General features: G+C 72.9%; 13 protein-coding genes and 1 pseudogene. 5 read left to right on the top strand and 9 right to left on the bottom strand.

The features are described 5' to 3' along the window. The first annotated feature begins 198 nt into the window (after nucleotides 1–198). Complete coding sequence (locus IE318_RS11430) at nucleotides 199–1,224, top strand: 6-phosphofructokinase (RefSeq protein ID WP_189899271.1); 1,026 nt, start codon at nucleotides 199–201, stop codon at nucleotides 1,222–1,224. A 57-nt stretch (nucleotides 1,225–1,281) separates the two neighbouring features. On the opposite strand, the gene IE318_RS11425 is transcribed toward IE318_RS11430, so the two are convergent. The 4 genes from IE318_RS11425 to IE318_RS11410 all read right to left on the bottom strand — a co-directional run bounded on the left by IE318_RS11425 (nucleotide 1,282) and on the right by IE318_RS11410 (nucleotide 4,227). Continuing rightward, nucleotides 1,282–2,181, bottom strand: a complete 900-nt coding sequence (locus IE318_RS11425; protein WP_189899269.1) for a universal stress protein — start codon at nucleotides 2,179–2,181, stop codon at nucleotides 1,282–1,284. 133 nt (nucleotides 2,182–2,314) lie between these two features. Then, the gene (locus IE318_RS11420) at nucleotides 2,315–3,256 is read right to left on the bottom strand and encodes a pyridoxamine 5'-phosphate oxidase family protein (RefSeq protein ID WP_189899461.1); all 942 of its coding nucleotides are present in this window, start codon (nucleotides 3,254–3,256) and stop codon (nucleotides 2,315–2,317) included. A gap of 109 nt (nucleotides 3,257–3,365) precedes the next feature. After that, on the bottom strand, nucleotides 3,366–3,779 hold the full coding sequence (locus IE318_RS11415) for a (R)-mandelonitrile lyase (RefSeq protein WP_189899267.1): 414 nt from the start codon (nucleotides 3,777–3,779) through the stop codon (nucleotides 3,366–3,368). Nucleotides 3,780–3,906: 127 nt separating this feature from the next. Continuing rightward, nucleotides 3,907–4,227: a carboxymuconolactone decarboxylase family protein gene (locus tag IE318_RS11410; RefSeq protein ID WP_189899264.1), complete on the bottom strand. Its 321-nt coding sequence runs from the start codon at nucleotides 4,225–4,227 to the stop codon at nucleotides 3,907–3,909. A 227-nt stretch (nucleotides 4,228–4,454) separates the two neighbouring features. Between IE318_RS11410 and IE318_RS11405 the strand changes: the two genes are divergently transcribed. Beyond that, entirely contained in the window at nucleotides 4,455–5,348 is an 894-nt protein-coding gene (locus IE318_RS11405; RefSeq protein ID WP_189899262.1) for a helix-turn-helix transcriptional regulator, read from the top strand. A 294-nt stretch (nucleotides 5,349–5,642) separates the two neighbouring features. After that, a complete protein-coding gene (locus IE318_RS11400; RefSeq protein WP_189899260.1) occupies nucleotides 5,643–6,212 on the top strand; it encodes a DinB family protein in 570 nt (189 codons plus the stop codon). 61 nt (nucleotides 6,213–6,273) lie between these two features. Here the strand turns inward: IE318_RS11400 and IE318_RS11395 are convergent, their stop codons facing one another. The 3 genes from IE318_RS11395 to IE318_RS11385 are packed head-to-tail and all read right to left on the bottom strand — an operon-like array spanning nucleotide 6,274 to nucleotide 8,524. Beyond that, on the bottom strand, nucleotides 6,274–7,131 hold the full coding sequence (locus IE318_RS11395) for a 5-oxoprolinase subunit C family protein (protein WP_189899258.1): 858 nt from the start codon (nucleotides 7,129–7,131) through the stop codon (nucleotides 6,274–6,276). Next, nucleotides 7,128–7,775: a 5-oxoprolinase subunit B family protein gene (locus IE318_RS11390; RefSeq protein ID WP_030177061.1), complete on the bottom strand. Its 648-nt coding sequence runs from the start codon at nucleotides 7,773–7,775 to the stop codon at nucleotides 7,128–7,130. The genes IE318_RS11395 and IE318_RS11390 overlap by 4 nt, the downstream gene beginning before the upstream one ends. Beyond that, nucleotides 7,772–8,524 (bottom strand): LamB/YcsF family protein, encoded by a 753-nt coding sequence (locus IE318_RS11385; protein WP_189899256.1) that lies wholly within the window; start codon nucleotides 8,522–8,524, stop codon nucleotides 7,772–7,774. The genes IE318_RS11390 and IE318_RS11385 overlap by 4 nt, the downstream gene beginning before the upstream one ends. A gap of 149 nt (nucleotides 8,525–8,673) precedes the next feature. On the opposite strand from IE318_RS11385, the pseudogene IE318_RS11380 reads away from it, so the two are divergent. Together IE318_RS11380 and IE318_RS11375 are read left to right on the top strand one after the other, a co-directional pair. Next, nucleotides 8,674–9,416, top strand: a pseudogene (locus IE318_RS11380) (class I SAM-dependent methyltransferase). Between the two features lie 451 nt (nucleotides 9,417–9,867). Then, nucleotides 9,868–10,407: a hypothetical protein gene (locus IE318_RS11375; protein WP_229903459.1), complete on the top strand. Its 540-nt coding sequence runs from the start codon at nucleotides 9,868–9,870 to the stop codon at nucleotides 10,405–10,407. A gap of 379 nt (nucleotides 10,408–10,786) precedes the next feature. Here the strand turns inward: IE318_RS11375 and IE318_RS11370 are convergent, their stop codons facing one another. Then, entirely contained in the window at nucleotides 10,787–11,359 is a 573-nt protein-coding gene (locus IE318_RS11370; protein ID WP_229903458.1) for a 2'-5' RNA ligase family protein, read from the bottom strand. A gap of 37 nt (nucleotides 11,360–11,396) precedes the next feature. Beyond that, the gene (locus tag IE318_RS11365; protein WP_189899250.1) at nucleotides 11,397–12,545 is read right to left on the bottom strand and encodes a baeRF2 domain-containing protein; all 1,149 of its coding nucleotides are present in this window, start codon (nucleotides 12,543–12,545) and stop codon (nucleotides 11,397–11,399) included. Nucleotides 12,546–12,640 lie beyond the last annotated feature (95 nt).

Raw genomic sequence — 12,640 nt, 5'->3', positions numbered from 1 at the left:
GCACCGGCGCCCAGTTGCCACCTCGTGCGGCAGGAGACCGCACTGCCACGGTCGCACCGCCCACGGGGCCGCGCGAGTGGCCACCGCGGATCGAACGGAGGGACGCTGGAAGGAGGCGACCGAGGTGGTCCGGCAGCTGGTCCCGATCGCCGAGAGGGCCGTGAGCAAACCGGCTGACCAGCGCAAGGGAGGCAACTCATGAAGGTCGGAGTGCTGACCGGCGGCGGTGACTGTCCCGGCCTCAACGCCGTGATCCGCAGTGTCGTCCGCAAAGGCGTCCAGGAATACGCCTTCGACTTCGCCGGGGTGCGGGACGGCTGGCTGGGCCTGGTCCAGAACGCCGTCGTGCCGCTGGACATCCCCAGTGTGCGCGGGATCCTCCCCCGCGGCGGGACCATCCTCGGCTCCTCCCGCACCAACCCGTTCAAACACGAGGACGGGATGCGACGCGTACGGGACACCCTGGCCGCGCACGACGTCGACGCGCTGGTGGTGATCGGCGGTGAGGACACGCTCGGCGTGGCGACGGAGCTGAACGCGCAGGGAGTCCCTCTGGTCGGCGTACCGAAGACCATCGACAACGACGTCTCCGGCACGGACTACACCTTCGGCTTCGACACCGCCGTGGGTATCGCGACCGAGGCCATCGACCGTCTGCACACCACCGCCGAATCGCACATGCGCACCCTGGTGGTGGAGGTGATGGGGCGGCACTCGGGGTGGATCGCCCTGCACGCCGGCATCGCGGGCGGCGCCAACGTGATCCTCATCCCGGAGCGGCCGTTCGACCTGGACCAGGTCTGTGAACAGGTCAGGAGCCGATTCAAGATCAACTACGCGCCGATCGTCGTGGTCGCCGAGGGTGCCGTCCCCAAGGAGGGGCAGATGGTCCTCAAGGACCAGTCGCTGGACGAGTTCGGGCATGTGCGGCTGTCCGGCATCGGCGAGTGGCTGGCCCGGCAGATCTCGGACCGCACCGGGAAGGAGGCCAGGACCACGGTTCTGGGCCACATCCAGCGCGGCGGCACACCGAGCGCCTTCGACCGATGGCTGGCCACGCGTTACGGGTTGCACGCCATCGAGGCGGTCAAGGACGGTGACTTCGGCGTCATGGTCGCCCTGCGAGGCACCCGGATCGTCCGCATCCCCCTGGCCGAGGCCACCGCGAAGGCCAAAGTGGTCGATCCGTCGCTGTACGACGAGTTCGAGGTGTTCTTCGGCTGACGCGGCCCACGCGCGGCCCCCGCGCGGCACCCGTCCGCGAGGTGCACCGCTCGGCCGTCATCCGGCATGCGGTACGACCGCCACCGGGCAGCGGGCGTGGTCCAGCACGGCGTGCGTGATCGGGCCCAGCCGGCCCTCGGCCGCCCGCGCCCGCGGGTCGGTGCGACGGCCGACGACGAGCAGGGCCGCGCCCTGGGACGCGTTGAGGAGCGCTTCCGCCGGATGGAGCAGCAGGACATCGGTGTGGACCGCGACGTGCGGGTACTTCTCGCGCCAGGGGCGCAGCGCGTCGGAGAGCCGCAGGACCTCCTGGTCCTCCCAGGTGGCGCGGTCCTCCTCGGTCACCACCAGGGTCTGCGCGGAGACGGCCTCGGCGGGAAGCGCCCATGCCTGGACCACCCGCAGGCCCGCTCCGCGCGCCCCGGCGGCCGAGAACGCGAAGTCCGCCACCTCGCCGACCGGGTGGTGCGCGTCGAACCCCGTCACGACCTGGTCCGCGCCCTGTGCCGCCGGTGGCCTTTCCTCTTCCCCGAAGGCTCCGGGCTGTTCGGGCACCAGCACGACAGGGCAGGGGGCCGCCGCCGCCACCCGCAGCGCGACCCGGCCGACCGCCAGACCGTCGAACCCGCCCGTCCCGCGCGTCCCGACGACGAGGAGCCCGGCATCGCGGGCCGCGGCGAGGAGGGCCACGGCCGGGTCGTCATCGGTCTGCTCGCACAGCACCTCCACGTCCGGACAGCGATCGCCGAGGTCGGCGGCCGCCCGCTGGAGCGTCCGCTCACCCAGCTGATGCAGCCGGTCCGCGGCCGGGGCGGGCACGGCAGGGCCGGGAAGCGGCGGGGAAGCATGCAGCAGGCGGAGCGGAACACCGCGCGACGCGGCCTCCCGCGCCGCCCAGCCGGCGGCCGCCAGACTGTGTTCGGACCCGTCGACACCCGCCAGCACGGGGTGACTCATCACGTCCTCCTTCGCCCTGCCGGAACCTCGGCCTCCTCCCGGCCGGGACCTGGCCGGCCACACGCCCGCTCCCCTTCTGTCCCCACTGTCCGGCCGTCGCCCTGTCCGCGCTGTCCGGCCGTCGTCCTCGGCCTCACCGGTCGGCGGCTGTGATGCGGCGCCCTGTCAGACGGGTGAGAGGCACTTTCACCCAGAGCAGGCGCGAGCCGCCCGCCCATGGTTCGGAGTAGGCCCGTTCGTCCAGCCGGCGGACCATGTCAGGGTCGTCGACGACCTCGGCACGGCCCACCGCGAGCACGCTCCAGCCCTGGCTCATCTCCTCGTCGAGATGGTCGACCTCGAAGGCGACGTCGGAGCCGACGGCTTTGGCGGGGGCGGAGCCGGGCGTGCTGCGGAAGTAGAGGGCCTCGCCCAGCACGTCGTAGTTGACGGGGAACGCGACGGGCCCGACCGGGCCGGTGAACGCGATACGCCCCACTCCGTGCGTGGACAGCAGCGCCCGGCACTCGTCCCGGCTCAGATCCGTCAGCCGGGGGTGCCGCAGCGCGCGTCCCTGTCCCGGCGGGAACTCCTGGTCGCCGCCCCGCAGCGCGAGGAGCGTGGTGCCGAGCGCGTCGGCCAGGCGCAGGATGGTCGTGATGCCCGGCTCCGACGGGTGCTGTTCGAGATAGGCGAGGTAGTGCGGAGACATCCGGGCTCGGCCGGCCGTCTCCTCCAGGCTGAGCCCCTGACGCCGGCGGGCCGCCGCCAGACGTCGTCCGAAGTCCCCCGGCTTCCCCGCCATGCCGACGGCGGGGTCCGCGGGGATGGGCCCACGGGTCGTGGCCCCTTCCCGGCCCGGGCGCCGGACGTCGCCTTCGTGGCCCATGTCCCGGACGCCTGCTTCGTGGCCGGCGTGCTGGACGTGCGCGTCCGGTCCGGGAAAGACCAGCGAGATCTCGCCCGTGTCCGACCAGCGCACGTCGTACGGCGGTGTGCCGTCGTCGTGGTGCAGGCCGACGATCTCGCCGTCGCGCCGGGTGACCCCGGTGACCGGGCTTTCCACGACCAGTCGATCGCCTAGGTGAGCGTGCATGGTCATGCCTTCCCTCAGGAGTCCGTCTCCCAGGATCACCCGCGCCCGTCGCCCGCACCAACGGACCCGAATCACCAGGCCCCGGACCACCGGGGTACTGCCGTGGCCGTCAGCGGCCGATGGCGGCGAGGGCGGCGGCGTACTGCTCGTCGGTGACCGGCTCCAGCCAGGTGGTGCCGTCGCCGTCGCCGGCACCGACGACCATGGCGATGTGGGCCATGAGGTTGGTGTCGGTGGCGCCGTGCCAGTGCTCCTCGCCGGCCGGGCACCTGACGGTCTCGCCGGCGCTCACGCGCACGACGTTGCCGTCGCGGGTGCCGACCAGGCCGACACCGTCGGTGATGTGCAGGACCTGGCCGAGGGCGTGGGAGTGCCAGTGGGTGCGGGCGCCGGGGGTGAAGCGCACCAGAGCCGCGGCCAGGCGGGCCGGCTCGGTGGGAACCGAGATCAGGTTGAGGTGGACGTCGCCGGTGAAGCGTTCCGCCGGGGCCTTGAGGGTGGGGGTGTCGGTGAGGTGTTCCACGTCTGAGATTCCTTGATCGAACTTGTGCGGCGGGTGCGGTACAGGGGTGGCGGTAGGGCTCGGGGGGGATTGCCGGGGTGGCGGTAGGGCTCGGGGGGCGGTGGTGCCGGGGTGGCGGTCGTGCCCGTCAGGCGCCGCTCTCGTCGGCGATCTGCTTCAGCCGGGTGATCGCGGTCATCGCGTTGGGCCAGCCCGCGTAGAAGGCCAGGTGCGTGATCGCCTCGGACAGCTCCTCGACGGTCAGCCCGTTGTCCAGGGCCACCCCGAGGTGGTAGCCGAGCTGCTCGCCGCGGTACAGGGCGGCCAGCGCGCTCACGGTCACCAGACTCCGGTCGCGAGGTGACAGCCCGGGCCGCTGCCAGACATCACCGAAGAGAACCTCGTCGGTGACCTCGACGAGCTTGGGCGCGATCCCGGCCAGCTCCCGGGGTGCGGACTGCTTGGGCATACGAACGACTCCTTGGTCACAGGTCACATCGGGGTGGGCCGCCACGACCACTGTGCGGCGGGGGCGGTCTTCCGGCAGCCGTCGCAGCGCGTGTCCCGGTCGCCCCGGGGGCATCGGCGGCTGCCGGTATCGAGGTAATCGCAGGTCGATGTGGTGGAGAAGGGTCTGCCGTGCCAGGTACCGACAGGACCCCCCAGAGGTGGACCGTCCGGCCTAGCCTGGAAGCCGTGACCACGCAGAGCGACATTCGCGCATTCCTGGCCTCACGGCGTGCCAAGATCACCCCGCGGCAGGCGGGTCTGCCCGCCTACGGCGGCAACCGGCGCGTACCGGGCCTGCGCCGTGAGGAAGTCGCCCTGCTCGCCGGTGTGAGCATCGACTACTACGTCCGCCTGGAACGCGGCCATCTCGCCGGCGCCTCCGAGGAGGTCCTCGACGCGGTCGCGAAAGCCCTCCAGCTCGACGACGCCGAACGCGCCCACCTTCACGACCTGGCCCGCGCCGCCGCCAAGCGCCCGGTCCGCCGTACCGGACGCGTCCGCGGACCGCTCCCGGACAGCGTGCTGCGCGTTCTGGGTTCCATGACCGACTCCCCGGCCTTCATCCGCAACGGCCGCCTGGACATCCTGGCCACCAACACCCTCGGCCGCGCGCTGTACGACCCCCTGTTCCCCGACGGCACCGCTCAGACGGTCAACATCGCCCGCTCGCAGTTCCTCATGCCGGACGGCCGCGACTTCTTCCCCGACTGGGAGGAGTCCGTGAACACCACGGTCTCCCTGCTGCGCACCGAGGCCGGCCGGGCCCCGCACGACACCGAACTGACCGGACTGATCGGCGAACTCGTCACCCGCAGCGAGGAGTTCCGCATCGCCTGGGCCCGGCACAACGTGCGTCTGCACCACACCGGCCGCAAGTCCTTCCGGCACCCCGCCGTCGGTGTCCTCACCCTCGACTTCGACGCCATGGAGCTGCCCGCCCGGCCCGGCCTGACCCTGACCGCCTACAGCGCCGCCCCCGGCACACCCGACCACGACGCCCTGCGGCTCCTCGCCGCCTGGGCCGCGACCGAGGGCACCCGGCCCACCGGCAGTCCCACCGCGGCCGGCCGCGGCAAGTGACACCCGTAAGGACACCCCTCATGCGGGGGTTTCCACGCGATATTGGCCCCCGCGTGGTCCGCCGTCCCGGGACCGGCGGACCAACGCCTCGGTGGGCGCTGCCGCGGGGTAAACGGAACCTAACCCTCCGCCCGCCGGAACGGAAGCCCCGTAGATGTGTGGCGCAGGTCATATCGGTCGGCCGGGTCGGCGATGAGGAGGTTCCTCGATCTTTCGCCTTTAGGTCAAGATCTGACCCCTTTCGCGGCTAACGTCTTCCTCACCAGAGGAACCCACTCTCGGAAGGCGACGACGATGACCGAGACCACGCCCGTCCACGAGCCCGCCACCCACGACCTCGGCGAGGCAGAGCCCCTCACCGGCGAGCGGGCCGACCTGCTGGAGACGCTGGCCAAGCACCGGCACTTCCTGCGTCTGACCACCCGCGATCTCGACGACGAGCAGGCCGGGCGCCGGACCACCGCCAGTGAGCTGTGTCTGGGCGGCCTGATCAAGCATGTCGCCGCGGTCGAACGGAACTGGGCACGATTCATCGTGGAGGGCCCCTCGGCGATGGGCGACTTCACCACCATGACCGAGGCCGACTGGGCCCGGCGGGTCGACGAGTTCCGGATGCTGCCCGGCGAGACGCTGGCCGGCGTGCTCGAGGACTACGCCGAGGTGGCCGGCCGGACCGATGAACTGGTCCGCACCCTGCCCGACCTGAACGCCGCGCAGCCGCTGCCCAAGGCCCCGTGGTTCGAGCCGGACGCGCAGTGGTCGGCCCGCCGGGTGCTGATGCACATCATCGCGGAGACCGCGCAGCACGCCGGCCACGCCGACATCATCCGCGAGTCCCTGGACGGCGCCAAGAGCATGGGGTGACGTCCACTCCCCGCCCGAAGCGCGGCCCGGACGGGCGCTGGGTGCCGAGGCCGCCGGCCCGTCACCCCGGCGTGAAGCGTACGGGCGTCCCGGCGCAGGCCTGCGCGGCCCGGGCGAGGGCGGTTTCCACGACCACTCCGATCACCGGGTAGCCGCCTGTCGTCGGGTGGTCGTGGAGGAACACCACGGGGCGCCCGTCCGGGGGCACCTGAACCGCGCCGAGGACCATGCCCTCGCTGGGCAGTTCGCCCGCCGACCGGCGTTCCAGCGCCGGGCCTTCGGTGCGCAGACCGATGCGGTTGCTGTGCGGGGACACACGGTAGGTCGCCGACGTGAGGGTGCGCAGCGCCGCCGGGGTGAACCAGTCGGCACGGGGGCCGGGCCGGAGCGGCAGGACCAGTGCGGCGGGCGGCGCGGGCCAGGGGGCGGCGAAGGGGAGCGCCGGCTGCCGGGCGGGGGCGCCCAGCGGGAGTACGTCCCCGTCGCGCACGGGCGCCGGACCGAGTCCGGAGAGCAGGTCCGTCGAACGGCTGCCGAGGACCGGCTCGGTGGCGATGCCCCCGGCGACCGCCACGTACGAGCGCACCCCGGCGGTCGCCGTACCCACGTTCAGCACCGCGTCCGCGGGCACCCGTACCGGCGCGCCCCAGGCCACCGGACGGCCGTCGACGGTCACCGGGCAGGGCGCACCGCCGACCACGACGGTGACGCCCCGGTCGGGCCGCAGGGCGCAGCCGGTCAGGGTGGTTTCCAGGACGGCGGCGCCGGGGTCGTTGCCGAGCAGCCGGTTGGCGAGGGTCATCGCGGGCGCGTCCAGGGAGCCGGAGCGGGGGACGCCCAGGTGGGCGTGCCCGTGGCGGCCGGAGTCCTGGACCGTGGTGAGGGCGCCGGAGCGTACGACGGTGAGTTTGGCGCTCATGTCGCACCGCCCTCGGGGACGAACCGCACGCGTGTTCCCGGTGTGAGAAGGGCCGGTTCGTCGCGGGTGAGGTCCCACAGCGGTGCAGGGTCCGGCATGGTGCCGATGAGCTGCCAGCCGCCGGGGGTCGCGCGGGGGTACACCGCGCTGTAGGGACCCGCGAGCGCCACCGCTCCGGCCGGGACCCGGGTCCGGGGTGTGTCGCGGCGCGGGACGTGCAGGTGCGGGGGCAGTCCGGTGAGGTAGCCGAAGCCGGGTGCGAAACCGCAGAAGGCGACCCGGTAGGTGTACGAGGAGTGCGTGGCGGCGACCTCATCGGGGCCGATCCCCCACAGGGCGGCCACTCCGGCCAGGTCCGGGCCGTCGTAGCGCACGTGTATCTCCACCACTCCCCCGTCGTCGGCGGCGCGCGGCGGCACGTCCCAGTCGGCGAGTCGGCGGGCCAGTTCCCCGGGGTCGGGCACGCCGTCCAGCAGGACGGTGCGCGCCCCCGGCACGATCTCGGCGACCGGCGGCAGGGTCCCCGCGGCGCGGCGCCGCAGCAGTTCGGCGTGGAAGGCCGCGGTGCGCTCGGCGTCGGGGAGTTGGACGAGCAGCGCGTGCCGCCCGGCGGGCCGCACCTGAAGCAACCGACCTTCCGTCATGCGAAGGCCCCCACGCCGACCCCGGCCGTCCGGAGCGCCTCGCGCACGCGGGCCGCGATCCGGGCCGCGCCGGGGGTGTCGCCGTGCAGGCACAGCGAGCGGGCGGCGACCTCGACGGTCGTACCGTCCACGGCCTCGACCGAGCCCTTCACCGCGACCTCCAGCGCGCGCCGGACGACCGTGTCGCCGTCGCTGATCACGGAGTTCGCCTCACGGCGTGGCACGAGGGTGCCGTGCGGGGTGTAGGCGCGGTCGGCGAAGGCCTCCGGCACGCCGGTGAGTCCCGCCTCCTCGGCGGCGGCGAGCAGGTGCGATCCGGGCAGGCCGAGCACGGGCAGCCGTCCGCCCGCCAGTTGGACGCCTGCCACCACGGCGGCGGCCTGCTCGGCGTCGTGGACGGTGCGGTTGTAGAGCGCGCCGTGCGGTTTGACGTAGGCGACCTCGGCACCGGCGGCCTCGGCGAAGACCCGCAACGCCCCGATCTGGTACGCGGTCTCGGCCGCCAGTTCGTCGCCGGGTACGTCCATGGCGCGTCGCCCGAAGCCGGCCAGGTCACGGTAGGACACCTGTGCTCCGATCCGTACGCCCCGCTCGGCGGCCAGGTCGCAGACGCGGCGCATCACGGAGGGGTCGCCCGCGTGGAAGCCGCAGGCGACGTTGGCGCTGGTGACCACGGAGAGCAGGGCGTCGTCGTCGGTGAGGCTCCAGCGGCCGAAGCCCTCTCCGAGGTCTGCGTTGAGGTCGATCACGACCAGAACGTAGACGATTGTTGAACGATCCGACAAGGGGTCGATTCCGTGTTCCGTGCCACCGTCGCGAACTCACCCCTTGTTCGATCATTCGACGATCCCCGCGGCGGCCCTCGACCCGCGAGAGGAATCACCCACGGCCGCACAGGATCTTCGTGGCTTCTGACGAGATCGGCGAGGCGTTCGAGGGCTTCAAGTCCCTGCCGTTGGCGCGCTACTCCGAAGTACCCGGCCCGGCTTCCTGGCCATGGTCGGGGACGTACGCGGCAAGGCGGTGCTCGACCTGGCCTCCGGCACCGGGTTCTACAGCAGGGAGTCCAAGCGGCGCGTAGCCGCGGACGTGCTCGGCGCCGACATCTCCGGCGAGATGGTCGCCGTCGCACGGGAGTTGGAGGAGCGCGAGCCGCCGGGGGTGCGGTACGAGGTGGGCGATGTGGCGGAACTGCGGCCTCTCGAAAGGCGCTTCGACATCGCCACGGCCGTCCAGCTGCTCAACTACGCGGAGGACGCCGCCGCAATGGAGCGGATGTGCCGCAACGTGCACCGGAGCCTGGTGCCCGGCGCCGAGTTCTTCGTGCTCACCCAGACGCCCGACCACCGCTTCGACGGACCGTCACTGGACAAGTACGGATTTCGCTGCGAGCCGATCGGCGAGGAGGCCGGGACCGGACCGCGGGTCCGGGTCACGGCGCTGCTCGACCCGCCGATCGAGTTCGTCACCACCTGCCCGCGCCGCGAGGTCTACGAACGGTGTCTGCGGGCGGCCGGATTCGGCGAGGTGACCTGGATCCCCCTCCCGGTGTTCGACGCCGGCGTGCGTGCGTTCGGCGCGGAGTTCTGGGCTGGCCTCCTCGCCGACCCTCCGCTGGAGATGCTGCGCTGCCGCGCCTGACGCCCGCCCGGGCGCCCCGGTGGCCACACAGCACGCCGGGACGAGGGCGCCGGGGCCGCCGGGGCGTCCGCGCGCTGATCGTGGGGCAGCGCGCTGATCGTGGGGCCGCGCAGGCCCATGGTGCCGGCCATGCTGCGCCCGGCCGGAACGCCCGCTGACCGCATGTCAAGCAGCGACTCGCCGTCAGTTGCCGATGCCCCGACCGTCGCGAAGGGTGAGAGGGCGTCAGAAGATCACCTCTAAGGGCTAATTGTCATTCAATCTGCCAGGTCAGCCACGAGTTTGATCGGCAGTCAGTTCTTCCGCAGGGCCCTTCGGGTACCCCGATCGGCCCTCGTAGCCAGGGCTCCGGATGCGCCCGATATGACAGGTATGGGTGGCGTTAGTACGTTCAGTCTCGCGTCGGCTGCACAGCCGATCCCTCTCTCTGAGTTGAGACAGGAGAAGCGACATGATCATGACCCGCTCCCACGCCATCACCGCGGCCGTCGCCGCTGCGGCGGCCCTGGCCGCGACCGGCATCACCTACGCCGCGGCCGCCCCCGCGCCCCAGGCCGCCCCCGCCGCCGTCCAGCAGATCCCCGTCCAGGCCCCCATGGGCGGCGAGGGCGGAAACAACAACAACAGCAAGGGCAACGAGGGCAACAACAACCACGAGGAGCACGGCGAGCGCGGCGGCAACCACCACCGCGACTACGGGTGGATCCACATCAACGAGCGGTCCTACTCCGCCCACCCGGACGGCTGCATCACCGTGGTCAGCGGCCTGGGCTCCAACAGCCTCAACATCCGCAACGACAGCCGCAGGACCGTCGAGGTCTTCCGCGGGGTCACCTGCGACAACGGCGCCCCCATCGCCACCGTCGGCCCGCACAGCGAGAGCAACGGCGTGCACCCCGACTGCGTCAAGGACGGCCTGAAGGTCAAGGACGGCATCGTGGCCAGCTTCCGGGTCGTGCAGCGCCACAAGGGCGACCGGGGCGACTACTGAGGCCCGCCCCGCCACGTCCGTCCCGCGGAACCCCGGCCCGCCGTAATCGGGCCGGGGCCCCGCGACAGGGCACATGGCACAGAACCCCGGCCTGCCGTAATCGGGCCGGGGTTCTCGTCTGCGCCTCGGCCCGGAAGGCAACCCTGCTCGGGAATGCCCGGACCCGGCCGACGCCCGACGTTCTCGCGCCCGCAACGCCATCCTAGGGCCGGACAGCGGGCCCGGCGCGCCCGCTTCGGCCGTTTTCCCCACTCGTCGGCTCACCCACCCGGCGACTTCTGCTGGAACACGCCCCGTTGGTGCTTGACACCGGCGATCGCCACCGTCCCCCCACCGGCCACGGACCACGCCCGAACGGGTGAGGTGAGCGACGGCCCGGTCACCGGCGGCTGAGGACGCCGCTGCCCAGGGCGACGGCGGCGCGGACGCGCATCGGCCCGTCTCCCCTTCGGGAGAGCAGCACCACCTCGGTGACCTCGGCGGACAGCGTGCCCAGCCGGGCGGTGCACTCGGCGGCGAGCTGCCTGGGCTGCGGGGTCCGGCCCAGGGACAGGTGCGGGGTGAACTCGGCGAAGCGGCCCGCGCAGCGCGGGAACCGCTCGACCAGGCTCTGGTAGAGGTGGGCCCACGGCGCCATGCCCGCCGCGGCCGGGTCGAGCCAGACGGTGGCGTACGCCCGGTGGCGGAACCAGCGCACCCCGGCCAGCCGCGCGGCGAACGGCGAGATCTCCGCAACGGCGGCGGACAGCAGCGGGGCCGCCCGCCCGAACTCCTCCTCGGGCACGAATCCGAACAGCACGTTGACGTGGGGCGGCCACCGTCGCACCTGCGGGTCGTGCTCCCAGCGGATGTCCTGGATGGGCGGCCACAGCTCCGGCGGCGGGAGCCATGCCACCGCCGTCCGCGGCGTCGGCGCGACGTCCAGGGTGGCCGCACCGGTCTGCGTTCCCATGCCGTCGTCCCTCGCCGCCGACATCCCTCAGGACCGCCTAGAGGAGGACCAGGTCCGCGACGTCGCGGTAGCGCAGCACGACGCCCACCCCGTCGGCCAGGGGCGTGTCGTCGTCGGGCGGCAGCACGACCAGTTCGGCTCCGGTGCGCAGGGCGGCGTGCAGCAGTGCCGTGTCGGCCGGCTCCTCTCGCAACCCGATCGCCCCGAACACCTCCAGCTCCGCTGCCGACAAGGCGATCTGGTTCGGCTCCGTGGCCGTCCAGAGCCGCTCGGGCAGTGCCGTGGGCGGGCGGACCAGCACGGCTTGGGCCTGGCCTCGCTGCAAGGCGCTGACGACGGCTCCGGTGCCCTCCGACCTCGTGGGATGCCGGGCCCGCTGGGTGTGGAAGACGTCCATGTGACGCCGGTCGGCCTTGCTCAGACGCCCGTGCAGCACATCGGCCACGTGTTCTTCGACGAGAGCGCGGCCGTCGTCGCCCCGGATCCCGGTGTCCGGATCGTCCTCGACCACCGTCAGGCTGTTCTGGAGGTCGATGGGCAGCCGGTTGACGAGGACGCCGGACAGCCATGCGTCACCGGTGTCCCGGCGCAGCACGACGGTCTCGGCCTGGTTCCGGTCGGCCAGGTCCGCCAGCTCGGCGGCGTAGCGGCGGGCCGCGTGCTGCCACTCCTCCAGCGGCACCAGATGCGTCGTGCGCTGTCCAGGGGTGGTCCTGCTCGTGGGCCACCGGCCGGTCTCGTAGGCGATCAGGGCCTGGTCCACCGGGCCCTGCCCGTTCTCCTGGCTGGTGCTGCGGGGCTGGACGGTGCGGGTGAGGGCGACGGCGAGGTACGCGATGTCCGGCGCGTGCTGGAGGGCGAGGGGCATGGCGTCGGGCAGGCCGCCGTACCGGGCGGTGTCCCGTGCGGGCGGTTCGGGCAGTTCGTCGGTGAGGGCGATGTGCCCGCGGGTGGCGAAGAGGGCCTGTCCGTGCGGGCCGGGAAGATCGCGGTCCGTTCCGACCACGGCCTCCAGCGCGGCGACGGTGGCCGGGTCGGCGCCCTGGGCGCGCAGGGCGTCGCGCTGGTGCCGCCAGCGCAGGCCGATGGCCCGGTCGGGGTCGTCGATGTCCCGGGAGGTGTCCAGATAGGCGCTGGCCCAGGGACCGGGTTCATTGGCCAGTGGATGCAGGAACGACAGTTTCATGTCGCACCACCGTCGGTCGACTCTCCGTCCGTCGCCGTATGACACCCGTGCGGGTACCCGGCGCGCAACCGCCCACCCACCCCGCAGCCGGGCGA

Source organism: Streptomyces spiralis (genome assembly GCF_014654675.1).
GTDB classification, from domain to species: Bacteria; Actinomycetota; Actinomycetes; order Streptomycetales; family Streptomycetaceae; genus Streptomyces; species Streptomyces spiralis.
Note: the sequence above shows the minus strand (reverse complement) of the source record. Positions and strands in the feature narration are given on the sequence as shown.